Source organism: Pseudomonas sivasensis (assembly GCF_052938085.1).
Genome location: NZ_CP176442.1, coordinates 5380460 through 5406764, shown reverse-complemented (window position 1 = coordinate 5406764; position 26305 = coordinate 5380460). Strand labels below are relative to the sequence as shown.

Annotated in this window: 26 protein-coding genes; 14 read left to right on the top strand and 12 right to left on the bottom strand. The window is 56.7% G+C overall.

Annotated elements, in window-relative coordinates:
* Positions 1-93: 93 nt before the first annotated feature.
* Entirely contained in the window at positions 94-1440 is a 1347-nt protein-coding gene (locus tag ACKZ62_RS25055; RefSeq protein ID WP_442116564.1) for an MFS transporter, read from the top strand.
* A 22-nt stretch (positions 1441-1462) separates the two neighbouring features.
* Here ACKZ62_RS25055 and ACKZ62_RS25050 read toward each other — a convergent pair whose 3' ends face one another.
* Positions 1463-2272 carry an AraC family transcriptional regulator gene (locus ACKZ62_RS25050; protein ID WP_032886066.1) on the bottom strand — a complete coding sequence of 270 codons (810 nt, stop codon included), beginning with the start codon at positions 2270-2272 and terminating at the stop codon, positions 1463-1465.
* A 136-nt stretch (positions 2273-2408) separates the two neighbouring features.
* Between ACKZ62_RS25050 and ACKZ62_RS25045 the strand changes: the two genes are divergently transcribed.
* Both ACKZ62_RS25045 and ddlA read left to right on the top strand, forming a co-directional pair.
* Positions 2409-3047: a LysE family transporter gene (locus ACKZ62_RS25045; RefSeq protein WP_095183754.1), complete on the top strand. Its 639-nt coding sequence runs from the start codon at positions 2409-2411 to the stop codon at positions 3045-3047.
* 43 nt (positions 3048-3090) lie between these two features.
* Entirely contained in the window at positions 3091-4185 is a 1095-nt protein-coding gene (gene ddlA / locus ACKZ62_RS25040; RefSeq protein ID WP_095183755.1) for a D-alanine--D-alanine ligase, read from the top strand.
* Positions 4186-4351: 166 nt separating this feature from the next.
* On the opposite strand, the gene ACKZ62_RS25035 is transcribed toward ddlA, so the two are convergent.
* From ACKZ62_RS25035 to ACKZ62_RS25010, 6 genes are all read right to left on the bottom strand, one after another.
* Positions 4352-5074, bottom strand: coding sequence for a purine nucleoside phosphorylase YfiH/LACC1 family protein (locus tag ACKZ62_RS25035; protein ID WP_447095977.1), 723 nt, complete (start codon positions 5072-5074; stop codon positions 4352-4354).
* 23 nt (positions 5075-5097) lie between these two features.
* Entirely contained in the window at positions 5098-6927 is a 1830-nt protein-coding gene (ggt, locus tag ACKZ62_RS25030; RefSeq protein WP_447095976.1) for a gamma-glutamyltransferase, read from the bottom strand.
* Between the two features lie 147 nt (positions 6928-7074).
* Positions 7075-9516 (bottom strand): TonB-dependent siderophore receptor, encoded by a 2442-nt coding sequence (locus ACKZ62_RS25025; RefSeq protein ID WP_081797674.1) that lies wholly within the window; start codon positions 9514-9516, stop codon positions 7075-7077.
* Positions 9517-9618: 102 nt separating this feature from the next.
* Positions 9619-10575, bottom strand: a complete 957-nt coding sequence (locus ACKZ62_RS25020; protein ID WP_447095975.1) for a FecR family protein — start codon at positions 10573-10575, stop codon at positions 9619-9621.
* Positions 10568-11095: an RNA polymerase sigma factor gene (locus ACKZ62_RS25015; protein WP_099601919.1), complete on the bottom strand. Its 528-nt coding sequence runs from the start codon at positions 11093-11095 to the stop codon at positions 10568-10570. The genes ACKZ62_RS25020 and ACKZ62_RS25015 overlap by 8 nt, the downstream gene beginning before the upstream one ends.
* 99 nt (positions 11096-11194) lie before the next feature.
* Positions 11195-12028: an EamA family transporter gene (locus ACKZ62_RS25010; RefSeq protein ID WP_032886081.1), complete on the bottom strand. Its 834-nt coding sequence runs from the start codon at positions 12026-12028 to the stop codon at positions 11195-11197.
* A 706-nt stretch (positions 12029-12734) separates the two neighbouring features.
* Here ACKZ62_RS25010 and ACKZ62_RS25005 point away from each other — a divergent pair.
* Both ACKZ62_RS25005 and ACKZ62_RS25000 read left to right on the top strand, forming a co-directional pair.
* The gene (locus tag ACKZ62_RS25005; protein WP_024667783.1) at positions 12735-13292 is read left to right on the top strand and encodes a Panacea domain-containing protein; all 558 of its coding nucleotides are present in this window, start codon (positions 12735-12737) and stop codon (positions 13290-13292) included.
* Entirely contained in the window at positions 13289-13705 is a 417-nt protein-coding gene (locus ACKZ62_RS25000) for a hypothetical protein (protein WP_447095974.1), read from the top strand. Before ACKZ62_RS25005 ends, ACKZ62_RS25000 begins: the two co-directional genes overlap by 4 nt.
* 103 nt (positions 13706-13808) lie before the next feature.
* Here ACKZ62_RS25000 and ACKZ62_RS24995 read toward each other — a convergent pair whose 3' ends face one another.
* Positions 13809-14012, bottom strand: a complete 204-nt coding sequence (locus tag ACKZ62_RS24995) for a hypothetical protein (RefSeq protein ID WP_447095973.1) — start codon at positions 14010-14012, stop codon at positions 13809-13811.
* Between the two features lie 263 nt (positions 14013-14275).
* On the opposite strand from ACKZ62_RS24995, the gene ACKZ62_RS24990 reads away from it, so the two are divergent.
* Positions 14276-14776 carry a helix-turn-helix domain-containing protein gene (locus ACKZ62_RS24990; protein ID WP_447095972.1) on the top strand — a complete coding sequence of 167 codons (501 nt, stop codon included), beginning with the start codon at positions 14276-14278 and terminating at the stop codon, positions 14774-14776.
* Positions 14777-15456: 680 nt separating this feature from the next.
* On the opposite strand, the gene ACKZ62_RS24985 is transcribed toward ACKZ62_RS24990, so the two are convergent.
* Complete coding sequence (locus ACKZ62_RS24985; protein WP_447095971.1) at positions 15457-15684, bottom strand: hypothetical protein; 228 nt, start codon at positions 15682-15684, stop codon at positions 15457-15459.
* Positions 15685-16076: 392 nt separating this feature from the next.
* The gene (locus tag ACKZ62_RS24980; RefSeq protein WP_447095970.1) at positions 16077-16814 is read right to left on the bottom strand and encodes a hypothetical protein; all 738 of its coding nucleotides are present in this window, start codon (positions 16812-16814) and stop codon (positions 16077-16079) included.
* Positions 16815-17091: 277 nt separating this feature from the next.
* On the opposite strand from ACKZ62_RS24980, the gene ACKZ62_RS24975 reads away from it, so the two are divergent.
* From ACKZ62_RS24975 to ACKZ62_RS24945, 7 genes are all read left to right on the top strand, one after another.
* Entirely contained in the window at positions 17092-17910 is an 819-nt protein-coding gene (locus ACKZ62_RS24975; protein WP_447095969.1) for a hypothetical protein, read from the top strand.
* A gap of 557 nt (positions 17911-18467) precedes the next feature.
* Positions 18468-18806, top strand: a complete 339-nt coding sequence (locus ACKZ62_RS24970; RefSeq protein WP_447095968.1) for a hypothetical protein — start codon at positions 18468-18470, stop codon at positions 18804-18806.
* A 97-nt stretch (positions 18807-18903) separates the two neighbouring features.
* Positions 18904-19029: a hypothetical protein gene (locus ACKZ62_RS24965; protein WP_447095967.1), complete on the top strand. Its 126-nt coding sequence runs from the start codon at positions 18904-18906 to the stop codon at positions 19027-19029.
* A 476-nt stretch (positions 19030-19505) separates the two neighbouring features.
* On the top strand, positions 19506-20327 hold the full coding sequence (locus ACKZ62_RS24960) for a DUF5677 domain-containing protein (protein ID WP_447095966.1): 822 nt from the start codon (positions 19506-19508) through the stop codon (positions 20325-20327).
* Positions 20328-20461: 134 nt separating this feature from the next.
* A complete protein-coding gene (gene tnpA / locus ACKZ62_RS24955; RefSeq protein ID WP_447095965.1) occupies positions 20462-20788 on the top strand; it encodes an IS66-like element accessory protein TnpA in 327 nt (108 codons plus the stop codon).
* A complete protein-coding gene (gene tnpB, locus ACKZ62_RS24950; protein WP_447095964.1) occupies positions 20785-21045 on the top strand; it encodes an IS66 family insertion sequence element accessory protein TnpB in 261 nt (86 codons plus the stop codon). The genes tnpA and tnpB overlap by 4 nt, the downstream gene beginning before the upstream one ends.
* Before the next feature lie 43 nt (positions 21046-21088).
* A complete protein-coding gene (locus ACKZ62_RS24945) occupies positions 21089-21826 on the top strand; it encodes a hypothetical protein (protein WP_447095963.1) in 738 nt (245 codons plus the stop codon).
* Between the two features lie 1325 nt (positions 21827-23151).
* On the opposite strand, the gene ACKZ62_RS24940 is transcribed toward ACKZ62_RS24945, so the two are convergent.
* Positions 23152-23763, bottom strand: a complete 612-nt coding sequence (locus tag ACKZ62_RS24940; RefSeq protein WP_447095962.1) for a hypothetical protein — start codon at positions 23761-23763, stop codon at positions 23152-23154.
* Between the two features lie 363 nt (positions 23764-24126).
* Positions 24127-25119: an SIR2 family protein gene (locus ACKZ62_RS24935; protein ID WP_447095961.1), complete on the bottom strand. Its 993-nt coding sequence runs from the start codon at positions 25117-25119 to the stop codon at positions 24127-24129.
* A gap of 338 nt (positions 25120-25457) precedes the next feature.
* Here ACKZ62_RS24935 and ACKZ62_RS24930 point away from each other — a divergent pair, with 338 nt between their 5' ends.
* A complete protein-coding gene (locus ACKZ62_RS24930; RefSeq protein ID WP_339427322.1) occupies positions 25458-26171 on the top strand; it encodes a hypothetical protein in 714 nt (237 codons plus the stop codon).
* Positions 26172-26305: the final 134 nt, after the last annotated feature.

Below are 26305 nucleotides of genomic sequence, written 5' to 3'. Positions count from 1 at the left end.
GGCTATTTATCACTTGGTCCGCATAAAAGACACTGGCGGCACTTCATTTTCGGACAGGACGCTGTGATGTCTCCCTCTCGACCTTCAGGCTGGATGCTGGCGTTACTGGCCACCGCTCAGTTGATCATCGCCCTTGATGCCACCATCGTATTTGTGGCGCTGCCGCAGATCGGCACTCACTTGGATTTCTCTGCCCAGCAATTGCAGTGGGTGGTCAGTGCCTACAGCGTAGCGTTTGGCGGTTTCTTGTTGCTGGGTGGCCGCGCCACTGACTTGTTGGGCAAGCGCCGCCTGTATCGCGTGGGCCAGTCGCTGTATGCGCTGTCGTCGCTGGCGGCAGTGGTCGGCGGCAGCGCGGTGTTACTGGTGTTGGCGCGAGCAGTGCAGGGCGTGGGCGGCGCGCTGTTGTTCCCGGCGACCCTGGCGTTGATCAACACCCACTACGCCGAAGGTCCGGCACGCAACCGTGCGTTCGCGGTATGGAGCGCAGCGTCAGCCGCGGGGTTGGCGCTCGGCGCCTTGCTCGGCGGTGTGCTGACCCAGGTGTGGGGTTGGGAGGCGGTGTTTCTGGTCAACGTGCCGTTGGCTGGCGGTTGTGCATGGGCGGCGCGTTATTGGATTCCTGCCGATGGCGCGCGGGCCCACGGCCGTAATTTCGATATCAGCGGCGCGCTGACCGTGACCGTCGGCGGTACGTTGCTGGTGTTTTCCCTGGTGCAAGGCCCCGAGTGGGGCTGGGCGGCACCGTCGACCCTCGGTTGTATCGCCTTGGCTGTGGCATTGCTGGGGCTGTTCGCCTGGATTGAACATCGCGGCCGCGATCCGCTGATGCCGCTGCGCTTGCTGGCTTATCGAGAATTGCGCATGGCCATGGTACTGACGGCAGTGTTCATGAGCAGCTTTGGCGTGCAGTACTACTTCCTGGCGCTGTATTACCAGCAGGTCTACGGCTATAGCGTGTTGCAAGCGGGCTTGGCGTTTTTGCCGGCAACCTTGGTGTGCACATTTGGCATCTGGCTAGCGGAACGCTCGATGGCGCGGCTGGGGCTGCGCAACACCTTGGTCAGCGGGCAATTGGCCGGCGCGGTGGGGATTGCGCTGGTGTGTTGGGCATTGCCCACCGGGGTGGGATTCTGGTCGCTGCTGCCGGGGATTTTCATCCTGAGCATTGGCCAGGGCATGACGTGGACGGCGATGTGGGTGGCAGCCGGGCTAGGCATCCGTCCTGGGGAGCAGGGCGTGGCGGCGGGGATGGCGTCTACCAGCCAGCAGATTGGTGGCGCGTTGGGGTTGGCGGTGTTGGTGTCGGTGGCCAATGCGGGTGGGATCGAGTTGGCGTTGTGGTGGAGTGCGGCGATTGCGCTGGTGGGGGCGGTGTTGGTGCTGGCGCTGAAAGAGCGCCATCCCATGTCGAACTCATCACAGCAAGCCCCCATTTAGAGTGCATGTTTAAAACGCTGACTCAGCGCCCGAGCATCTTCACCCACCGGGACGGCGGCATGCCGTAGGTGCTGCGAAACTGCCGGGTCATGTGGCTCTGGTCGGTGAAGCCGGCGATCAGCGCGGCGTCCACCAGCGACTGTCCCTGCGCCAGCAGACTGCGCACCAGGTCCAGGCGGCGCATCGTCAGGTAGCGGTAGGGGCTGGTGCCGAACAGCACGCGAAAATCCCGCGACAATGCCCAGCGGTCGCGGCCAGCGTGATCAGCGATTTCGTCCAGGGTGATGCTGCGGCCCAGGGTGCTGTGGATAAACTCCCGGGCGCGCTCGGCGGCTACGTAATCGAAGGTCTTACGGCTGACGATCGCCCCCGACGCATTGTTGAGCGCATGGGCCAGGTCGAACATCGCGTCCTGTTCCTGCAACGGGTCAATCGGATGATCGAGGTTCTGCAGCAGCACTTCGCTGGCGCGGAACAGCCTTGGGTCAGTGGATAAACCACTGGGGATAAACGGCAGCGGCTTGCCGCCGAGTATCTGCTGAATCAGTGACGGCTCCACGTAGATCATCCGGTACTTGAAGCCTTCGTCGCTGCCGGCGTGGCCGTCGTGGGTCTCGTCGGGATGAAGCACCATGGTCGTGCCGGGCAGGCTGTGGATCATGTCGCCGCGGTAGTGAAAACTCTGCACGCCAGACAAGGTACGCCCGATGGCGTAGGTGTCATGGCGATGTGGATCGAACGCAAAGCCCGCAAAGTACGCCTCGATACGATCCAGGCCGCTGGCATGCGGGGCGCGGTGCAGCCAGTCGAGAGTGTGGGTGGGGTTGCCCATGGTGGCGTGTCACAAGAAGAGATGGAAATACGTTAACCCAGTCTGCAACCCTTGTCTGCCGGGGTCTTGTACGATTGTGCAGGCGATTGGCGAGGTCTATGCTCCTTGCTCGTCCCTGCGCTGATGGAGCTGCCCAATGGAAGTTATCAACCCCGCCTACGTGGCTCCCCTGGTCTCGCTGGCCCTGCTGTGGACGGTGGCGGTGGTCACGCCTGGGCCCAACTTCTTCAACACGGCACAGTTGGCTGCCAGTTGTTCGCGCCGCCATGGCGTGGTGGCTTCGGCGGGCGTGTCCACCGGCACGATCATGTGGGGGCTGGCGGGTGGCCTGGGCATCAAATCGCTGTTTACCGCTGCACCCATGTTGTACCTGGCGTTCAAGATCATCGGCGGCTGCTACCTGATTTACCTGGGGCTGAAACTGTTCAAGCGCTCGGCACCGGCGATGGGCCAGAGCCTATTGCCGGATGACACGCGACGTTCGCTGTTTTCCGCCTGGCGCCTGGGGTTGTTGGGCAACCTGTCTAATCCCAAGGCCGCGTTGTTCGTCGCCACCATCTTCGCCTCCACCATGCCGCCGTCTCCGTCGCCGATGCTTCTGACCCTGGCGGTGATCACCATGGCCAGCTTGTCGTTCAGTTGGTATTCCTGCGTGGCGTTGGTGTTTTCCAGTGCGCGCATGGCCAACCTCTACAGTCGCTCACGCAAATGGCTCGATCGTTTTGCCGGTGGTTGCTACGTGTTGTTCGGCGCACATCTGGTAGCGAATCGCTGACCGCCCGTGGTAAGAAGCCTTACTTTCAACAGTGAGGCGAGTCATGAGCAAGGTGCGGGTGGGGATTATTTTTGGTGGTCGTTCGGCTGAGCACGAGGTCTCGTTGCAGTCGGCGCGCAATATTGTCGATGCACTCGACCGTGCACGCTTTGAGCCGGTCCTGATCGGCATCGACAAGGCCGGCCACTGGCACCTCAACGACACCTCGAACTTCCTGATCAACCAGGAAAACCCGGCACTCATCGCCCTTAACCAATCCAACCGCGAACTGGCGGTGGTGCCCGGCAAAGCCAGCCAGCAGGTGGTGGAAACCTCCGGCAACGGCCTGCTGGCACACATCGACGTGATCTTCCCCATCGTCCACGGCACCCTCGGCGAAGACGGCTGCCTGCAAGGCCTGCTGCGCATGGCTGACCTGCCTTTCGTCGGCTCCGACGTGCTCGGCTCGGCAGTGTGCATGGACAAGGACATCAGCAAGCGCTTGCTGCGCGACGCCGGCATTGCCGTGACGCCGTTCATTACCCTGACCCGCAGCAACGCCGCGCGTACTTCCTTTGAAACTGCGGTGAATAAACTCGGCCTGCCGATGTTCGTCAAACCGGCCAACCAGGGCTCTTCGGTGGGTGTGAGCAAGGTTGGCAACGAGGCCGAGTACCACACCGCCGTTGAACTGGCCCTGGGGTTTGATCAAAAGGTGCTGGTGGAATCCGCCGTGCGCGGCCGCGAAATAGAATGCGCGGTGCTGGGTAACGAAAACCCCGTCGCAAGCGGCTGCGGCGAGATCGTGGTGAGCAGCGGTTTCTACTCCTACGACAGCAAATACATCGACGGCCAGGCGGCCCAGGTGGTGGTGCCGGCTGATATCAGCCATGAAGCCAGTGAGCGTATTCGCCGCTTGGCCCTTGAAGCGTTTGACGTGCTCGGCTGCGCAGGCTTGGCGCGGGTCGATGTGTTCTTGACCGACGACGGCGAAGTGCTGATCAACGAAATTAACTCACTGCCCGGCTTCACCCGCATCAGCATGTACCCCAAGTTATGGCAGGCGGCGGGAATGAGCTACAGCGAGTTGGTGAGCCGGTTGATTGAGCTGGCGCTGGAGCGGCATGCGGGGCGTAAGGGGTTGAAAATTAGCCGTTAACGGATGGGATAAATACCTGTGGCGAGCGGGCTTGTCCCGCGTTGGGCTGCGCAGCAGCCCCAATAAGGGCGCTGCAGTGTGCCAGGAAGGTCCGGGGCTATGTTTTGGGGCTGCTTCGCAGCCCAACGCGGGACAAGCCCGCTCGCCACAAGGGGGCGTAGGTTCGTCAGGGTTTACGAGCAATCCACGAATAAATCAACGTCTTCGCTTCCGCCGGGTGATGGGTTCTCCTGCGATAGCTGGCAAACGTCGGCGAGGTGCAGTAAGTGCATACCTCGCTCACGTCGATCTGCTCTCGCTTGATACCCGCCGCTTGCAGCAACAACAACCCATAGCCGCTCAAGTCAAACCATGCGCTACCTGCTTGCCTTGCATGGGGCGGGCTAATTTCCGGTGACCGCAGCGGTGCCGGTTGCTCCAAGCTCCACGGTGCCAGGCCGTGTTGCCAAAGGTGCCCCTGGTCAATCTGGAACTCGGCGATAAACCCTTCGCTCACCTCATAACAGCACGGCTTGATCGAAGGGCCGATAGCCACTTGCAACTGGTTGGCTGGTATCCCCTCGGCAGCAAAGCGCTGCATGACGTTGGCGATAATCCCGCGTTGCAGCCCTTTCCAACCGCCATGTATTGCGGCGACCCGTTCGCCCGTTTTCGATGCGAACAGAATGGGCAGGCAATCTGCGGTGATAACCGCGATCGGGTGAGTGTGGTGCGTCAACACACCATCGGCCTCGATCGTGTTGGGTACCTGGCCCGCCTGCCATTCAATCACTGAGGCGCTGTGCACTTGCTTGCAGATGAACACGTCATCCGGGCGCAGTGGGTCATCTATCGAACAGAAACCGTGGTCGATGCCAGGGATGGCAGCGAGATTTTCAGCCTGATGCAAGGGATCACCTCCGTTCAATAAAGTCAGTCGCCGAGCGCTTCGCCTTCGCGACGAGGGTCGGCGCCACCGCTAAGCGATACCTTGCCCTGGGCGTCCCGCTTGAGCACGATGGCCTGTATGCCGCTGGTCATGTCGATCTCGCTCAGTGCATGGCCCTTGTCCTTCAACGCCTGCTTCAGCCCTGGGCTGAACAAACCGGCCTCCAACTCGGTAGCGCCATTGCGACTGCCGAAGTTGGGCAGGCTGATGGCGGCTTGCGGGTCGAGGTTCCAGTCGAGCATGGCCACCAGGGATTTGCTCACGTACTCGATGATTTGGGAGCCGCCCGGCGAACCGACCGTGGCCAGCAACTCACCGCTCTCGCGGTCGAACACCAGGGTCGGCGCCATGGCCGAGCGCGGGCGTTTGCCGGGTTGTACGCGGTTGGCTACCGGCTGACCGTTTTCTTCGGGGATGAATGAGAAGTCGGTCATCTGGTTGTTGAGCAAAAAGCCCTGGACCATCACATGGGAGCCAAACGCGGCTTCCACCGTGGTGGTCATCGACACGGCGCCGCCCATGTCGTCCACGGCCACCACTTGGGAGGTGGAAATGCGCAGTGGCGAACGGTCCGGCGCGTAGGCCACTTGTATGCCCGCAGGCTGGCCTGGCTTGGCGATGCCCATGCTGCGCTCACCGATCAGCGCGGCGCGTTGGGCCAGGTAGTTGGGCGCGACAAGGCCGGCGGTCGGCACCGGCGTAAAGTCTGAATCAGCCAGGTACAGCGCGCGGTCGGCGAAGGCCAGGCGACCGGCTTCGGCGATCAGGTGCACGGCCTCGGGCGTCGGCTCAAACCCGGCAGGCAACGCGCTTTTTATCGGTGTCATCGGTGCGATAGCCAGGCGCGGGTCGCGGGCTTCCAGGGCCTGCAACGTACCAAGGATCTGCGCGACCGCAACCGCGCCTGACGACGGCGGCGGCATGCCACAGATTTTCCAGCGTTTGTAGTCGGTGCACAGCGGTTCGCGCTCCTTGGCGGCGTAACCCTTCAGGTCGGCCTGGGAGAGGCTGCCCGCATTGCGATTGCCCTGCACTTTGCGCGCAATTTCATCGGCAATTGGCCCGTGGTACAGCGCGTCAGGGCCCTCGTTGGCGATGCGCTTGAACACGGCGGCCAGCGCCGGGTTTTTCAGCAGCGTGCCGGTGGCTTTGGGTGTGCCATCGGCATTCAGAACGTAGGCGGCCATCTCCGGCGATTGCGCAATAAATCGGTCAGCCGCGATCAGGCTGTGCAAGCGTGGTGAAATGGCGAAGCCCTGTTCCGACAAACGAATCGCTGGCTCAAACAGCTCGGCCCATCGCAGTTGACCGGTCTTCTTATGGGCCATCTCCAGGGCACGCAGCACACCGGGCGTACCCACCGAGCGCCCGCCAATCTGCGCGTCGGTGAAGGTCATCGGTGTGCCGTCGGCGTTCAGGAACAACCGCTCCGTCGCGCCTGCCGGCGCCGTTTCCCGACCGTCATAGGCGTGCACCTTTTTCCCGTCCCACAGCATGATGAACGCGCCGCCGCCAATGCCGGAGGATTGCGGCTCCACCAAGGTCAACACCGCCTGCATGGCGATCGCTGCATCAATCGCCGAACCGCCTTTGCGCAACATCTCGCGCCCGGCTTCGGCGGCCAGCGGGTTGGCGGCGGCGGCCATATGGCGTTCGGCGTGTTGAGTGATCAGATCGGTGCGATAGCCCGAGCCCAGCTCCGGTGCCGGCGGCTGTTCGTTGACCGGGGTGTGACAGGCCGCAAGGGCCAGGGCTGCGGCAATAACCGACAACTGACGGCGAGAAATCGAAAGCACTTGCTGAACTCCGTTCATTTTGAGAATGATCTGTTGTCCTTGGGGGCAGCGGTTTACAGGTGCGTCGCAGTGAGCACTCCGTGTGTGGGGAGGCTGGACACTAACAGTGGCAAAGGAGGGCGTCAAAAGCGGCCTACCCTGGGATAGGCCGTGTGGCTCAAGTGATCAGAAGTCCCAGCGGGTGGTCAGCATGAAGTGACGCGGCGCGCCGTAGATGGCGGAGTTATAGAAACCCACGTTGGTGTAGTAGTACTTATCGAATACGTTATTCAGGTTCAGCGTCGTCGACAGGTTTTTGGTGAATTGGTAGCGCGTCATCAAGTCCACCACCCAATAGGACTCCTGGGAAAACGCGTCCGTCGTTCCTTTGGGACCGTTGTAGATGTCCTGCCACACCGTGTTCTGCCAGCGCAGGCCACCGCCGACGCTGACTTTGTCCAGATCGCCCTTGAGCTTGTAGATGGTGAACATGCTCACCTGGTCCTCGGGCTCGAAAGTCGAGATTTTTTTGCCGGCATCGTCGCGCACCACTTTGTGGGTGTAGCCGCCCTGCAACTGCCAGCCGGGGGCGATTTCGCCGGACAGCTCCAGCTCATAGCCCTTGGTCGTCGCGTCGGTGCCCTTGAAGGCAAAGTTGGGCGGGGTTGGGGTCTGGTTGTTGTATGCATCGTCGGGCAGGGAGCGGTTGCTTTCCTTGACTTCGAAGTATGCCAGGCTGGCGTTCAGGCGACCGTCGAGGAATTCGCCCTTGAGCCCCACTTCGTAGTTCTCGCCTTCGTCCGGGTCGATCAGCTTGCGGTTACGGTCGAGGTTGTAGCTTTCCTGGGGCATGAACACATCGGTGTAGCTGACATAGGCCGACAGGTTGTCCGTGAGGTCATAGATGGCCCCGGCATAGGGAATGAAGCGCCCGGTCTCTCGGTAGGTGTCAGTGGTGCCGGTCAGGGTGTAGTCCACCACGCGCCCGCCGAGCAACAGTTTCAGATCGTCGGTGAGGTTCCAGCGGGTGGTGACGTACATGCCGGTCTGGCGAATGGTGTCGTCGATGACTTGTGAGGCCACGCCCCAATCCGGCTTGGCCAGGTTGCCGTGCCAGTTGAAGTAGTCGACCAGGTTGGCGGTGGGGAAGGTTTCGTCCCAATAGCCCTTGCCCTTCCAGTGGGCGGTGCTGATGGAGCCGCCGACCACCAGGTCGTGTTCGCGACCGAGGAAGTTGAACGGACCGCTGAGGTACAGGTCGGCGGAATCGCTGGTGGTCTCGCCTTTGTAGCGCTGGGCGTTAATGTCGGCAGTGCCATCCGCTGCCGGCTGGTAGAACTGGATCGCACCCATCTGGGCATCGTAGCCATTGAGCTTGTGGTCCAGTTGCAGCTTGGTGACCCAGCCGTCGCCGAGGTCGTGCTCCAGGTTCGCGAACACCGTGCGGGTGTATTGCTGCCAACTGCTCCAATCGGTGGCATTACTGAAAGACCGCTTGGCGTCGTTGAGCGCACCCGAATAGTTGAACAGCGGGAAACTGCCGGACCAGGTCGAACCTTTGGGTTTGCTGTCCTGATAATCGGCGCCCACGGTGAGCAGGGTGTCGGGCGATAGATCGAATTCGAGGATGCCGTAGAACACTGAGCTTTTGTTGGAGTAGCGGTCGATCCAGGACTTGTTGTCCTGATATGCCGCTACCGCCCGCCCGCGCACATTGCCGGTTTCGGTCAGTGGGCCGCTGACGTCCACTTCCGTGCGGTAGTGATCCCAGGTGCCCGCCGCGGTGGTGATATGGCCGAGGAATTCCGACGTGGGTTTCTTGCGTACCAGGTTGATGGTGCCGCCCAGGGAACCGGCGCCGCTGAGCAGGCCAGAGGCGCCTTTGAGTACTTCGACACGGTCATAGATCGCCATGTCGCTCAGGGTGTTGCCAGCCGAATAGGCCACGTTGCGCACGGCCGAGGGGATGCCGTCGTACTGGAAATTGTTGATCGAGAAACCGCGCGAATAGTAGTTGCTGCGGTCGGTGTCGTAGGCCGAAACGGTGATACCGGGCGTGTGGCGCATCACGTCGTCAACGCTGTCGAGGGCGAAGTCATCCATGTGCTGGCGCGTGACGACGCTGATGGACTGTGGTGTTTCCCGGGGCGTCAGTACCAGGCGCGTAGCCGTGGCGATGGTCCCCGGGGTGTAGGAGCCAGTGCCTTCGGTGACGGTGCCCAGTTGGTTGCTGATCACCGTGGTGGTGCCCAGTTGCAAGGCCGCGCCGGGTTGTTCGGTGCGGTTCAGTATCACCGCGTTGGGGCCGTTGGGCTCGAAGCTCAGGGGCGTGCCTTTGAGCAGTTGAGCCAGCGCTTCCAGGGCGGTCATGCGGCCGCTGACGCCGGGCGATTCGACGCCCTGAGCGAGGTCCGCCGCGTAGGCAATTTGCAGCCCGCTCTGCACACTCAATTGATCCAGGGCATTGACCAGTGACTGACGCGCTATCGCGAAGCTGCGGGTGTCCGCCGCTTCGCGAGTGGCTGGCTGGCCTGCTGGCTCCACCGCAACCGCCGGGCTGCACGCCAGGCAGATGGCGAGCGCGAGCATGCTGCGGGCATGGGTCGGATTGAGTGTTGGAAAGTGCATGTGAGCCCCGTTAGAAATAGGAATGATTTGCAAAGGCAAAGTTCTTGACGGGTTGAACCTTCGAAAGCCGTAAAACTTTTCGAAGGTATCGGGGGCTCTGTGTCAGCGAATCACCAGGATGCCACCGGGCAGTCGCTGGGCGTGGGTGGACGTGACTTTACTCAACGCCTGTAGGATCGCCAGGGGATCGTCCAACTGGTAATTCCCGCTGACCCGCTCACCGGCGGCGGCATCGTTGAATAACAGGATCGGCGCCGGGTAGTAACGCTGGATCTCTTTCAGCACCTGCACCAATGGCGCGTTCTGGAATGACAGTCGCCCGTTGATCCAGGCCATCTGCCGTTCACTGCCTTCCAGGGACAGCGGTTGCAGTTGACCATCTCGTAGCTGTTGCCAGTTACCCGCCTGCAGCAGGCTCTGCTCGCCCTTGCGGTTGGCGAAGCGCACCTGGCCTTGGCGCACGGCGACAGTGACCTCCGAGTCTCGCTGGCTGACGCTGAATTGCGTGCCGACCACGGTCACGCTGGCCTCGTTGGTCTCGATGCTCAGTGGGCGTTTAGAGTCGTGGGCGGCCTCGACGTAGAGCTCGCCACGCAATAGCTTGATGCGCCGCTGGGCGCCGTCGAACGCAGTGCTGATTGCGCTGTGGCTGCCCAGCACGATGTGAGAGCCATCTTCCAGGTCAAAGCGTTCCAGCTGCGCGACGTCGGTCATGTGATCGGCTTGCAGGCGCATCGGCACGTCGGCCATCCAACCGATGCCCAGTGCGAGCAACAGGGTAGCGGCGGCAGCCACAAAACGTGTCTTGGGAGGCTTGGTGGTTACCGGGGAAGGGGGCAATTCAAGGTCGACGGCGAGGTCTTTCAAGGCTTGTTCGAAGGCGCGGTTTTCCCACAGCGTCTCCACTTCGGCATAGGCGGTGGCGTGCAGGGGATCGGCCGCGCGCCACTGCTCAAAGCGCTGACGGGTGATGAGGTTGCGCGCACTTTCATCGCGCAGGGCGAACCAATCAGCCGCCTGCTCACGTACTGCTTCGGGAATGACGGGACGGTCAATCATGGTAGGTCGTTTGCTTGACGCAGGCAGTGAGGGCTTGGCGCAGGTCTTTTTCCACCGTACTCAACGACACCTGCAGGCGCTGGGCGATCTCGCCTTGGGACAGGTCGTGCAGTCGATGCAATACCAGGATTTGTTGCTGGCGTTTGGGCAAGGTAGCGAGCACCTGTTGAAACCGCTGCAGTTGCTGCTGGCCCTGAGCCTGGCTCTCCGGTCCGGGTGCCATTGTGGGCACCTCGACAACCAGGCTTTCGGCCAAGTGGCACTCGTAGCGCCTTTTACTGCGCACACTGCGCAAATGATCAAAGGCCAGATACTGCGCAGTTTGATAAAGAAACGGCTTCAAGTGTTCGATCGGGCGGGTGTACAGCGCCTTAGCTACCTTCAGATAGGTTTCCTGGGCCAAGTCCTCCGCCTGGCTCGAACAGCCGACGACGCGCGACAGCATACGGATTAACGCACTGCGCTGCCCGATGAAAACGGCGCTGAGTTTTTCCTGATCCCCTGGCGTCCCTGTCTCCATGGCCCCTGATACCTTGATGCTGCATTGCGCGGATAGCGGGCATACTAATGAGAAGCTGTCTCATTTGATAGGGTGATGGAAGATTTGTTTGTCGACGCGTCAGCCCAGTCGCAACACCATCGCCCCGGCGGCAATGATGCACGCGGCCACGATGCGGGCGCGGGTCAACTGCTCTTTGAGCACCAGCGCCGAGATCACCACGCCAAACAGAATCGAGGTCTCCCTGAGCGCCGCAACCGTGGCAATGGGGGCCGCGGTCATAGCCCACAGCGCCAGGCCATAGGACGCGACGGTACCGAAGCCACCTATCACGCCGGGGCGCCAGTGACGCGCCAGATAGCGGCTGAATTCGCGTCGACGGCGGGCCAATGCCCATGCGCCGAGTGGGATGCCGGTCAACAGGAATATCCACAACGTGTAGGCCGCTGGGGCGCCGGATTTGCGCACACCTATTCCGTCGATGAGGGTGTAGCCCGCGATGACAGCCGCGTTAAGCAGCGCAAGGAGTATCCCTTTACGCTGACCGGCTGAAGGGGCTGCTGCCATGCTCAAAATACCGATGCAGATCACGGCAATGCCGAGCCAGGCAAACGCGGACAAGGATTCGGACAGCAGCCCTAAGCTCGCCGTCGCCACCAGCAACGGCGCGGTGCCCCGCATGATCGGGTAGGTCTGGCTCATGTCGGCAACGCGGTAGGTCGAGGCGACCAGTACGAAATACAGCACCTGGAATATCACCGACGCGCCGATGAAGGGCCAGCTTTGCGTCGCAGGCACTGCCAGGAACGGAATGACCGCCAGCGCGATCAGTGAAGCGAAGGACGCGATCATGCACGTGGTCAGCAACTTGTCGTCACCCCCCTTGACCACTGCATTCCACGTGGCATGCAGCGCAGCGCCCAGCATGATGATTACGAACACATCAAGGCTCATGAAGGGATGTCCTGTGGGGTTCAGCGCCGCGTCGTGGAGGTAGACCGTTGCGAGTATGCCTCAGCACTTTTCTACAGGCATAAAAAAACGGCCTACCTTTCGGTAAGCCGTTTTTAGTACTTGGTGGTACACAGACATTTGAACTGGTTGCGTAAGTTACTGCTTTAATTGGTTATTTGTGTATTCGTATTTTTGAGGGATACACCTTGGGATACACGGCGCTGTCTGCTGGGGTGTTTTTGGCCCCTTTCACGCCGGCTGAAAAAACCTTCTAGGTTCTTCGCTCCATCCCCGACGAACGGTAACGTCATCGTGACAAACCCGCCCAAGTGCAAAGGTGTGGTCACCACCACCACTCCTTTGATGGATCAGTCCATAAGTGACCCGATTATCTCGCTCCTCACTTTTGAGGAGCCATCGCCACACTTTTGCGGCGATGGTGCTGGCGCCGTGTGGCATTTACACCACGCTGAGGCGTTCTTGCCATTCCCCCGCGCCACCATCACCCCGGATCAGGGTAGTGGTCATGGTCATTCATGGGGTGTTTCCCCTATGAGGGGAGAGCACGCTTTTTGCGCAATTGCTCCAGTATTCGGGCAGGAGGTCTGTTGCTTGCGTTGTCTACAATGCTTCAGAGCGCCGTTGGTAGCTTGGTCAGTTGAGTTTTGACCCCATATGATAAGCTCGAGTGAAATGGAGGCTATAAATGCTCATCACGCACGATCGCGAAAAATTGATCCAGTCGATCATTTTTTTCGTCCAAAACACTAAAAATTGCGGAAAGGTGAAGCTTTTCAAGCTGCTCTATTTTTTAGATTTTGAGCATTTTCGTGATACCGGGCGAAGCGTCACCGGTCTAACTTATTCCGCGTGGCCGATGGGCCCGGTACCTGTGGATTTGTTTGCTGAGATTGAGACGCCTCAACCGGATTTGGCTGAAGCTCTTCATTTCAAAGAAACGCCTATCCGCGGCGGCCGGCAAACGATGCTTACGGTCACCCCACAGATTGAATTCTCTGATAGGCATTTCACGAAGCGTGAGTTGGCGCATATGAAGCGGCTTGCAGATCGCTACAAAGCCTCGCTTTCTGACGACATGGTTGAGGCCACTCACCTAGAGAATCTCCCGTGGGATAAGGTTTACAGTCAGCCGGGGGGGCACCAAAAGCCGATTCCGTATGAGTTGGCTGTACGTTCCCAGGAGGCTGCAGAGGTTATGAGAATAGCTGCAGAGCGAAAAGAACTGTTGGAGCACCTTGGATGACGCCAGGGTCAGTTTTTTTCGATGAGGACTTTCATTTTCATGATGGTGAGACAGGAGAAAAGCTTTTCGTTGTTCTGGGAAGTAATGAGTCGATTACCATCGTAGCTAAAACGACATCAAGGCAGCATGGCCGAGGCCTGACATTCGGGTGTCAGCCAACTGATCGCTTCCACAATTTCTATTTGCCGCCGGGATGCTGCTATTTGCGGACAAACACCTGGGTTTGCCTTAACGAGTTCTATGAGCTGAACGCAGTGCAAATGCTACAGAAAAGATTTCAAGGCGTGGTCAAGCCGGTTTGTACGATTGAAGATGCTATTACCCGCCAAATGCAAGATTGCGCCTTGCAGAGCTTAGATATCACTTCCCTTCAAGAAATTGCCATCCAGGCTTGCCTGTTGCCAACTCCTTAGCCGCCTTCCTCACTAAAAAACGCACCCGGTCAGACCTTATCTCCCATTTTGTTAGGGCAGGTGCTGGAAATCCATCAAGACTGCAACAGTTGCTGCGAGTCGCCTACAAGCGCATCTCCCTGATGACCCGTCTTGGCTCAGCTCCCCGTGAAAGGGCGCGTCGGGCATCCTTGGTGAGCTGGTCGAGCGCTTGCTCCTCGAATGCCGCTGCCATTGCGCTGGCCTTCCTGACAATCAGCAGCGCCAGCTCCGGCGGGAACTGGACCGGTTCCGGCTTGGGTAGGTAGTCGCAATCGATAACGGACATGGTGCGGCCCTCGATGTGGTTGTGCTCAGAGTAGTGACTGAGCTTTTGATTATCTGATAACCGGCCAGAACCCGGCGAGCCTGGCCAAGACAACCGAGGCATCCACTTCGACTTCTCTACGCCTCATGGTCGCTCCATGGTTGATATGGCCATCGAGTGACTCCGCAAATTTGTCTTGACCCAGAGACTAAGCAAATTACATTCGTCTATAGGAAAACATTATCCAGCCAGGACGACGACCGCTAATGCAACGTAACTCAAGCATGTCCACTCTGTTACTCCTCGCCCTAAGAGAAATCCGGTTTGAGAAGGGCATCCACCCTGGTCAGCTCGCTCACTTCACTGGGAAAACGCCCAAGGAGTGGGCAAGCATAGAGGCGGGGAAATCCCCTCTCACATTGCAGATACTTACCCGTGCATGCAACGGGCTGCTGGTCGCGCCATCATATGTGATGTCACTGGGGGAGAATTTGAGTCAGCTATTCAATAAGAGCCACTGGTATTTCCAGATAGCTGATCTGGGCAAGGAAGACGACCTCCTGCCATTGGTCGAAAGCTACTTTGGCAGCAAAGGATATGAGGCTATGAAGGACCGCCCAATCGATCGGATCAGCGTAACGACGCTGGCCATCAACATGTTCAGCAATGGTGCTGCCCCGACAATTGTTCGGTATTGCTGCGAACCAGACTTCAAGAGTTGGATAGACGCCGGCGCCCAGCCCGAGATGACGTCTCCCACATCACATATGGATTCAGGCCTTTAGGTTAGCCACGCCAAATGCGCTCCCTCAGCCTAGGCGAGATCACCGGAATTAGTCGACTCGCTCGATATTGGTAGTTTCGCCAAGGCTGGCCAGCCCCAGGCAATGCCTTTAGTTCTGACGGCATCTTCGCCTCGGAGACACTTTTGCCATCAGGGCGTGGTGATCTCCACCATACCTTATCTGTGGTGGTGGCCCTGGTGTTCCGCTCCCACAGTGTGTCCACCGGCCGAGGCTTGGTCACTTTGTTCGCCCCCTTCGCAGCCCCGCATGTCAGGTTTTGTCAGGTCCGCGACTGCCGGTTTTCCCTTGACGAGCATGCGCGAAAATTCTTGACGGCCTTCGCTCCCACAGCTCAGTCGGATCTAGCACCAGCCCTTGTACAGCAAGGCATACAGCCGACCATGCTCAAGCGTAAGCGGGTCAATTCGTCAAGACCTGTCTAAAATTTCGTCAAGGTTCCGTCAAGTCTGGTCAAGGATTTTGGCCACGTTTGTTTGGTTCGACCGTGGCCCACTGTCCCGCAAGTGCCTGTCGCGGCTAGTCCCTGTTTTTGGACGAGGTAGCTATCCGGCCTCATGTCCGATCTGCCGCCAACCTTTACTGGCTTTGGCCTGCGGGCCGAGTTGGATGAGCTTGGGCGTCTACAGCCGTCCAGAGCCTGTCCAGAATCCTAGCCTTCATCACGACTGCCCCAGGCTGCCGGCGACGGTCAGCTCAGCAATGCCCTGGCGAATGAACACCAGGTTCTCATCGAGCGTTTCCAGCGCGCCGCGAATGTTGTTGGCAATGTCTGCCGATCCGCGCTGTTCGACCCAGTTGGAAAGCTCCTTCACCGCGGCGGACAGGGCGAGTTGGTTTTGATTGAGGCAGTCGAACAGGCTGGCGATCAATTTGGTGTCCGTCGTCATGGTGGCTCTCCGTGTTTCGAGAGAGCGTAGCCGGCGCCGTGAATGTCTGGAATCACCTTTACGTGGTGTGCGTCTGCCGGCGGCAAAGTGCCCTGGCGATGTGATACGGGATTTCCCCGCGTCTAACACGTTAACCCCGCCCGCGTTGGCCGATGGGCGTTCTCAGGCGGCCACGCCCGCCGAATCCGTCTCATGCCTGTCTCACATTCGTCGGCGATTCGGTAAAGGCCAGGTAAAAGTAGGTGGGTCGAAAGTGCCGTATTCGTCTGGGGTCTGTCAGGGGTATCAGTCGCCACCGTGTGCTTGTTTGACGGGCTGGCCACACGATAAGCCTCAGACGCCCGCCCGCGTGGTTTTGTCTGATGCCTGTCTCGCATTCCGTCAAAGCGTAGTCAAAGTGGAGAGCCAGGTTTTACACGCATTGCGAAGCGCCGGGGGACCGTATGAATCTCCAAGGCCACACCCCATGCTTCCACCACCTCATCAGAGGAGAGCAGTCCGGTTAAGCTGACGCTTCCAGTCGCTTGGATCGTTATGTCCCCCAGCACGGCCATGTAGGCGGCAATGGTTTGTGGCAGAACTAGAAAACCGGAACCATGGCTGTCGTGAACCATGAGTTCGTCCCGGCCGAGTGAAACACTATGGAGAAGTGCCCGATAAGTGCGATGGGTGAATTTGGACAGTTCCTGATAGAAGACTCTGCGTTCAGTAGCCGCTTCTACTCCGTCTAATGCTTCGATCAGCTTCCGGATTTCGCCATGAGAAATCGTTTCGTTCGCATACCACTTCTTCAAAGCCAATTCGGCCTTTGGGGATTCCGCGTGCAAATAGCGCATCACGTCGATCGCTTCAACTGCGTCACGGAAGACTCGCGCAACTGGCCGGTGCCGCGTCTCCTTCAGTAAGGCCACGCAGTCTAGGAGTGATGCCAGCAAGTCCATGGTGATCAGCCAAGTCGCCTTCTGCAGCGACTGCTCGTCGCGATGGTATTTCAGTGTGTGCGGCCTGAGGCGTTTGATGATTTCGCGAAGCAGTGCATCGCACTCCCGGAGGAATTGCCGTTGGGCTTCATGCTCATACGGGTTGTCATAGGCCTCTTGGGGATGTCGGCCCCAAACGATACTCGGCATTTTGTTCTCTCTGAAGGTTCCGATGTTCAATCATGAGTTTTTCCCCACTGAGGGTAAACGCCTTACACCGGCCAGCCAGACAATATTCCGGCGAGCGCGCAGTTTGCCAGTCAAAACTCCTGCTTTTGGTGGAAACCAAAGTGGAAACCAGGTGTTGATACCCCACTTTTGATACCCAGCCTATCAACGATAGATGCACCTGAATTGCCGATCCGTACATTTATTTGGCTGTGTTTTTAAGGCATCCTTGATTAGTCAGACCCCAAGGAGATGGATCGTGGCGATAGGTACCTGCAAGCTGACATTAAAGACTGGAACATTCGTCAAATCACACCTCATTCCGCTGTGCTTTTCCGGCCCTAGTGAGGGGCAGTATTTCATTGATGGCACACCAGGAGGTCGTCCGACCAGAAGACCAACTAGTTGGTACGATCGAGCTCTTGTAGTTCGCAAGGGTGAAGATGTTCTTTCTGAGCTAGATAGCTCGGCTGCTATTGAACTACGAAAGGGGAAGTTGGTTTGGAGCGGTTGGTCTGGCGATAGCGATGTTCAGGAAGAGGTAGCTCCAAATCCAGGTGAGAAATTTGGGCTTCGCACCGTTTCAGGCTTGGATGTTCTGAACCTAAGGGTTTTTTTCCTGAGTATCTTGTGGCGGGCAGCAGCTTCAAATCTTCCTCAAAACGCCCATGTTCAACTTCCGGCTAATGAGCTAGAGCAGTTGCGACTTATGGTGTTGCACAAAAATCCCTACCCACTCAGCTTCCTGCCTGTTCAGCTGACGCAGCTTACTTCTCTAGGCCCCAGACACAACCTTGGGCCGTTGAAAATGAAGCTCCCGTTTAAGTTAGAGGTCGAAAAGGAAGAGCTGTTTTTGCAAAGTTATCGATTTTATTTTGACGGCCTTGTAGCAAATATTTTTTTCGATATGTCATTTGAACTCCACGAGTCTATGTCTGCGATATATCTCGGCGGAGATGACAGCGTTCTTGCCGTATGTGTTCCATACGATGAGTCATTTCAAGCCTCTAATATCCAACAGCACCAGTACGAAGCAGTAACAAATTATCCCGACACTATGATAAAGCTTTTGCGCTAATCCTGATTTTTGATGTTCATTTTTATTAATGTTTTCTGTCTCCAGCAGATCTACCATGGTTCGCATTGGCTGTTGCGAACCTCAGTGCGAACCTACTGCCGCTACGCCCCGAATGCGCACCAACCGTGCGTACTGAACTGCGTACTTCCTGTGCGCAATTTGCGCAGTTACTGCGCATTCCGATGGTGAGCGGTCGCTGAGGCCGAACCGGTTACATCCCGCCTGGCCATCACGCGGCCCAGTGCGTGAATATGCTGCGTGAAGGGTGCGTGAAACCTTGCCGGGGAGGGCTTCGCGCATTGACTAGGCCGCGACGGGCGTGCGCGAAGCACTGCGCGAAACACGCCGCCGGAACTGGGCGCTAGCCTTCCGTGCGGTTGTTCTGCAAATTGGTCACTGATGGTGGTCACCGCCCGGGTATCCAACTTGGAACTGCGTCAATCCGTGGATACCTGGGTGGATACTGGCAGGTTTCGACCCAGAGCGGACTGTCACTCGGCCCTTCATGCTTTTCGTCTGGGCGCTTAAGGCTACATCTGCTGTTCAATGTGCAGACGATGTTGGAGATCAGCGCCGCTCCACCGTCTAGTGTTCTCAGAACATTCGAAAAAATGGATGAGATGCTAATGAATTTGTCCCTGGACGCAGCAAAAGCGTTTCTTGCCGGTGGCATCGACGCCACTTCGGCGCTCAGCAGTGCCTTGAAGGGCGTCTTGCTGCATCCATCAGAAGATGACTATGCCGGGCTTAAGAAATCGTTCGGCCATGCCATGGCGAGCGTTCTGGCACCGACTGTGGATATCGCACTTCAAGCATACCCTGAGCTGAAACACGATAGAGATGCGAGGGAAGAAATCGCTAGGGAGTACTGCAAGAAGGGCTTGCACCAGGACTGAATGATCGCGTCGGCACTCCCAACTGCTATGGGTCGTTAGAGCCAATAGTGGATGGCTGCTTTCGCCCGTCACCTATACTTGCGACTGGTCAGACCGAATGCAAGTGACTAGTGACGTCGAACGCAAACGTGTGGGTGTGGTCACGTGGGTGCAATTGCGCACCCACGAGGCTATCGGCGGCTTGAGCGGGGACATGCCTGGGTTGTCGGGGCCGACGGCCTGAAGACGCTACGCGAAGCGCTACAGCGGCATGGGCTGTTTGATGCTAACACAGCGCGTCGGCGCTCCTCGGCCTCTGGCCACCCTTCGCTCACCAGCGATACACCAAAGCCCCATCTTTCCCCGGCTCAAACCATTGCCATCAAACTTTACAAACGCCAGAAACGAAAAAGCCCTGCATTGATCAGGGCCTTGCGGCCCGGATAGTGCAACATTTTCGCGCCATCCCTTGCAGTGATTTCGACGCTTTTTCGACACAGTGGCTAGACATGTCTAGCTACTATGGATCGCTTCTGGCCATCAGTCTCTCGGTGTGGCATTTTTAACCTAGAGATACCGTTTCTTATCAATTTTTTTGCATTGTAAATCAAAGACTCGGTCCAGCTAGCTACAGGTTGTTCGGCATTATTGAGGGTGTTGTACGACAGCTATGTCGCCTGATGTGTAATTATATTTGTATCCAGAAGAAAGGGGGAGTTAATGGAGTTGAACTTGGAGAATCTTCCAAATGAGCATGACTTAAGGAAGTTGGTGTGCGTTGAGGCGAAAGCTGCCGAGCTAATGAGATCTATTTTCTGTGCATACAAACTTCAGAAAGAGGAGCTCGGCAATTTAAGCTCAGAGATGTTAATGGCTTATCTTTTTACCGAGAGGCAAATTCGTCATGCTGAAAGCTTTGGTTTGTTAAAGGATCAACCAGATAAGCTACTTATTTCTAGGACTATGTTTGAAGGCGCTTTATTCTTAGCATTTGCAATCAAAAGGAAAGGGGATGAAATTGCAGATAGGTGGAAGCTTCACTTTTATGTTCAGTGGATTGAAAGCGCCAACGATAAGGATTTTCCTCCAGAGATGAGGCGTCAGATTGAAAGTAATAGAAATAATATAGATAGATTTTTCAGGAAGGAAACTAAAGGGCAAGTGGTATACTCAAGCAAATGGATAAGCACGAATATTCACGATATCGCCCTTTGTTTGGATGACGTATGTAAGTCTATGTACGATAATTACTATAGACCTATGGCTGAATATCATCACTGGTCAAGTCTCTCTTTGTTCGAGTACTCCCATGTCAATGATGGTGATGAAGGTTCAATGATCAAGAGAGTGATTAGTGTCATAAATGCCTATTTAATATCTATCTTTAGTACATTGCTTGTTGCTAAGATTTTTCTCACGCTTTTCGATCGTGAAAGTTGTGATGGTATTAAGAGGCTTAAGGAAATAGAGGAAGTTGAGAAAATGCTAAGTGAGCTAAGATTTATAAAGACAAAGAAGGTGATGATGACCAGTACCACATAACGCCGCATTGCACCGGATAATTCGGTGAGTGCAGCGTAAGGGGCCGGTGAACACAGCTTCCGAGCCTGTCCGATAAGGTCGGTTGTATCTGCGTTTTTTAAGCGGACGCAATTACCCTTAACCCCAGGATCGCCATGCGCCAACGGAAGTCTTACCCGAAATCCTTCAAAGCCCAAGTCGTCCAGGAATGCGAGCGGCCCTGCATTTCCGTGGCCGCTATCGCGATGAGTCACGGGATCAACGCCAACGTCGTTCGACGGTGGATACCGCTGTTCCGCGATCAGCAGACGGTCGCGCTGCCAGCGTTTGTTCCTGTGAAGGTTGCGCTCTCGGCCCCCAAACCAAAGCCTCAAGCTTCAGCGATCATCGAGTTGCCATTGGGCGGGCAAACGATCACGGTGACATGGCCAACCTCAGACCCTGACGGATGTGCCCATTTTGTCCGAGGGCTTGCTTTGTGATCCGCATCGATTCCATCTGGCTCGCTACGGCGCCGATGGGCATGCGCGCCGGCACCGACACCGCCATGGCGCGAGTGGTCGAAGTGTTCGGTGCGGCGCAGCCGCACTGTGCCAGTCTGTTCGCCAACCGCCGCGCAACGCGGATGAAAGTGTTGGTGCATGACGGCTTCGGTATCTGGCTGGCAGCGCGCCGACTGAACCAGGGCTCGACGCTTGAAGGTCGGTTTGCTGGACTTATCCGGAGATATCCAACCTGATATCCTCCCGGCATTATCGCAAAGGTAAGGCTGGGAGCCTGAGATGAGTTTTATCCCGAGTTGTGACAACAGACACGACGCCATTAGGTCTCTTGCTGAGATCTACGCGGTTTCTACCGATGAGATCGAACGAGTGCTTCTAGCTCCGGCAGTGCTGGAAATCGCACAGGTTTACTCTGAAATTAAGCGACCGGAGTTCCATGGGGTTGTTTGGCACCTGCTAAAAGCCTACCCGCGTGATGACATCACCCACGCGTATTACTACCACTCGACGAGTTATGCGGGGTGCGACTCGTGGTTTGCCGAGGGATTGTTGGGTTCTTCCCAAGGCGTGGGGCGCTTCTTGGATAAGATCATGGAGTGGGTACCCCCCGAAAAACGACCAACTGCAAAACAGGGGGCTGAGGGTATTGTGAAGCTTCGCAGCGAGTATGAAGGGTCTACAGCTGAGGGCACGGGCCCTTACGCGTGGAACACCTTCACTGCTGCAAGCACCAGTGAACGCGGCATCCGATACCGCGTACCAGAGGCAGTCCAAGATCTATGGTCAAGCAGCTTTTGCGGAAGTGGCGGATTTGTCGACCTGCGCAGTGTTATCGAAGAGCGACTGAAGCCTGTCGTAGTCAAGTTCAAAGGGAAAACGACTGACATCGAGGACTACTGTGCGTCACTTTGGGCCTACCTGCTTTCGGATGACGGAGAATGTCACCTCACTCACACCTTCAAGGGCACCGGACAAACCATTCCCCGCGAGGACATCGCCGCGGTAATTGACGTGTAACCACTTGAAGGCTGAACCGTATCAATGGCGAAATGACTGATTCGCCGTTCGAATCAATTGTAGGAAATACGAGCCCCCTGACCCCCAAGATAAGCGCAAGTGTCTGGTTAAAGAAGGAGCTGGGCGGAGGCTTCAATGTCGCAGGTGGATGACGGTATGAGGGTGAGCGATTTACCTCACCGAACAACAAGGTGTCGCTTGATTCGTATACGACGGCTCACTTGGCTGGCGTATATCGAAACGAGCACTACGACGTGACGCTTAATGTCAATAACCTATTTAACCGTGAGTATTTAGTTTCTGCCAAGGCTGGTAGTGATAACTCCAACTACCCCGGGGCGCCTCGCAGCGCCAGCCTGCGTGTAGATTATCGCCTCTAACGAATTAGCATCCCGGCCCATGGGGCTTAGCAGTTGTTCGCGATTTACCGTTTTCGACCCGAATCGGTTCTAATGCAGCGTCCAAATCAGGGTTTCAATGGATCGATCCAGCCAGGTCTAAGTCCTGCCTCGTATTCTTTGCGTACGTAGGTGAGCGACTCTGCGCATCCCATTTCCGCCTCGATGGCGCCTACGCATCCCCAGCAATCTCTGCTGCAATTAGCTGATAGCGGATCAGCTGGGTTGTCGAGTAAGCATTTGCGGATCGTGCAGTATTCCGGCTCGTTGCTGTTTGTCATGATCCCGCTCCCCAAACGTCCGGTCTTTGCCGATTTCTGCCGTTTAGTCAGCGCCAGCGACTTAATAAAACTTAACCTTTTTTCAGGTCGAGAACTTGTCAAAACTTGACATCAAGCGCGCACCGGAACCTGACAAAACCTGACATCGGATCGAGTGCGAGGGCTAGGCTCGATGTTGACAAATGTTGACATCGGATCGGCATGGAGCCGATGACAACGCTCGCGTTCTGTTAGCAAAAGTTAGCTCCGTGAGAGGGGTTGGACAGCCTCTCACCCTGTTAACAATTGCCAAGGTTGGCGGGCGCCTCTGTGATAGAAAACCCTTTGATGCATGGTAACCATGCGAGGTGGTTACTTTTGGTGGTTACTCGGGCGGTTACCGCATCAGTCGGATGATTGGCAAGCGGTGGATACCAGGGGGATACCGCCCGGTCTGATTAACACTAGCGAGTTGTAGCGGGCATCATCGATGAGCTTTCGTTGTCGTTAGACAGGGTCTGTAGGCCGCCTGGCCATCACGCGGCCCAGTGCGTGAATATGCTGCGTGAAGGGCGCGTGAAACCTTGGCTGCGGAAGGCTTCGCGCATTGACCAGATGCGCGACGGGCGTGCGCGAAACGATGCGCGAGAACTCCGGATGCCTGCGCTTATTGGATGCCGCACTGACGCAATGCGACCTCCAGCGACTGATCCAGTACATATTCCCCGGTCGTAGACGCCGCTTGATTTAGGCCAACAGTACGATAGATAAGCGTCTTGCCGGATCGCATCTCTTTGAGAATTGACTGAGCCTTCTCGCCTGTTGACGCGGTAAACGGCGACATGGACCGTGCTGTGGCATCCATCGCCGTCTTGTAGGCGTTTTCCACTATTTGTTGCTGCTGGGGATCTTTCGGTGCGTAGGCTTGCATCGCTTTGAGCTGGCCCTCAGGCACATAGTCCAGCGGGGTTTCGCTGGTACTGATCGTCCATGCCTTGTTCTGATCGACTCTGAGCTGGACGTCGCCGACCGGGATCAGGAAGCGGCCGCCGCTTTTCACGCCCACTCGTAGGTCGCCATTTACCACCTCAATGTATGGGTAGTATTGATTGCTGACGGTGTATATCCCGCCCCTTGTGTAATAGGTGCCCACCGTGACCGCGCAACTGGATTTATCAGTGAATTTGTCAGTGTTGCGGACAGTCACCCATTCGACGGCGGGGCCGGTAGCACAGCCAGACGTCATAAGGGCGAGTAATAAGACAGGGGCGAGCTTCACGTTCACATTCCTTGTATTGGGCTAGGCTGGTCAGGTGGTCGGCAATATAGCAGGCCGGAGTGCTATCCCGCGTGGCTCGGCCAGCATTTGGCTCCCTCCATGGCGCGTTTCTCCGAGAGGGATTGGACGAGCCCTTTACCAGCCAGTAGTGGTCACTGATGGCGGTCACCGCGCCTGGTCACCGCCCGGGTATCCATCTTGTATCAGCGTCAATCCGTGGATATCTGTTTGGATACCGGCAGGTATCGATCCAAAGCTCCCACTGGCAGAGCCGAGAGGAAAGCTTGTTACTGGTAGCTGCTAGTTCGATTGTACTTTGGCTTCAAATCGAAACGAACGAAGGTCGACGATTATTGATGCGCTTCAAGTCTTCGAAGGTGACGGGAACCTGAAGCTTCGCTGCATTTCCTTGACCTTCGGTAGGCTTATAGCTTGGTAGCTCGACTGCTGAATGCACCGCTCAGGCGAGGATAACAGTTCGGGGTATGCCTTTATCCGGCTCTCAATCTCTTCAGCGATACGGAGATAGCACTCATTGTAGCTGTCTGCAACCACATGAATTACTTCCACATTGAGCGACTTCATTAGAGAGGTAACAGCTGTATCGTCGGTTAAGGACAGCCCCGCCTGGTAGTAGAATATCTTCCCTGTCTGGTTGGTCCGTCGGCGTTTGTGGAGCAGCAACCACCAGAGATCTATTTCCGTGAAGTCCATACCTAACCCAACGATGTGCAGATGGTCTCTTAGAAAATGGTCTACCCATGAGTAAATCCGTCGATTACTTTCGAATTCGATCATGCCGTTCTTGACCGGGGATGAAAGTCGGTATCCGAGCGTCTTGATCTTCACTCCTTCAGTGACGTAATTACGGATTTTCTGCAGGCTGCCGGCGTACTGGTCATATCCCAACACCATCGAACTGGGTCTAGCTGAGTCACCGTGAACATGCCAGATATCCTTGGCGCCTGCCTGATAGCGGCGGAACAGGCTGTAACGGGTTTCGGGGTAAAGAAAAGCCGGGTTATAGAGTGGCCCTACGAAGGCCTCCTCAATCGTAAAGTCGTAATTGGTGGTGAGGATGGTTTTGAACGGTTTGCAGATCCGATGATGCGCCTCGATAGGGGTGATCTGCTCCAGCAGCTTTGCGAATGCCACTTTGACGTCGTGCTCAGTATGTCGGAATACACCCTCTGAGCGAGCGCAGAGCTCTTCGATGAACATTGAAAGAGGCTTTGAACCTAGATGGAGGACTAGCTCGTCAGCGTCAAACTGGCCCGCAAGCTCCCGCAGGATCTGCGTCCAATCCTTCTGTAGTGCGGCCCGATTGACGCCATTCCCTAGCAGCAGACTATGCATGAAATCCTCGTTCTTGGTAATTACGCCGCAGGCAACTCATCCGTTCTCTTTAGGGAGCGCTGCGCTAGTTAAGTCGGAGCGGCATTTTGAAAAGCTTAACGACTTAAGGCGTTTTGCGCATCCACTCTGCACGGCGGTGATGTTCCGGTACAGCGGGAGGTCATAGCTCAAATCGACCTTATTTGTTGCTGCGTTGGTTGGGCGATCGACAGTGAGTAGTAACCCGCAAAGCGTCTGTATCGGATAGCGGATTCTTGGCCCGATGTCTCTGCAGCGTTTACGCGGTGAGGGTGGCCGCCTGCTACCATCGTGGCACTTATTACTCGGAGACTCGAAAGATGGGCGATACGGACACGCCAGACTTCAATAAAGCACGCGGTTTTCTTATCGGATTTTCTGTCGTGGTGCTAATGCTCTGGTTCTTTGGAGCTGACATGACCAGATTCAAGCTACTAGGCAACGAAGTGTATCTGCGCGAAAACGTGCTCCACGTATGGGGAGTTATCGGCCTCTCTAATTTTTATTTATGGCTTCGATTTTTCCAACGTATCCCTAAGCGCGGGCTTCGTTTCGATGAGCAAATGCATACCCTGCTGGACGAGTGCCTGATTACGGTATGCCGTCTTCGCGACAAGGGTAAAGCCTTTAAGGCTGCTGCCCTGGACGCCGAGTCGGATGGCGATAAGCTCGTCAAATTAAAAATGACAGGCTATCTGCCATACAGAACCCAGCTTGAGGAAGAGAAGGATCGTGGTGAATATGCGCCTACTGGGCCTTGGGACTATCGATTTCCTAACCGCGCTCGAGTGGAGTTCACGCTCACGAGGACTATCACTTCGGAGGGGCAATCTGGGTTTTCTTATGGCGGTGCTGGATACGAATCCAATCCTTCGAAAACTCTATACCGAGCGACTGTTCTTTATGTCTTTGTAAAAGGCGCGATTGTTCATTCGTGGTTCACCGACAACATATGGCCGCTCCTGATTGGAGGCATTGCCACTGTTCTGGCTTTAGCAAACTGGCTGAAAATTAATCATTTTTTCCTGAGCTAATGCTCAATAGCTCTTTGTACGAGTTTGCAAATGATCAATGGCGGTATACGACCGCTTAGCTGTGTGTCAGATCGTCTGCGTTAACTCCCAGGTGCTAGTTTTTTACCAAAATATGCAATGCCGCGGCTCTGGGG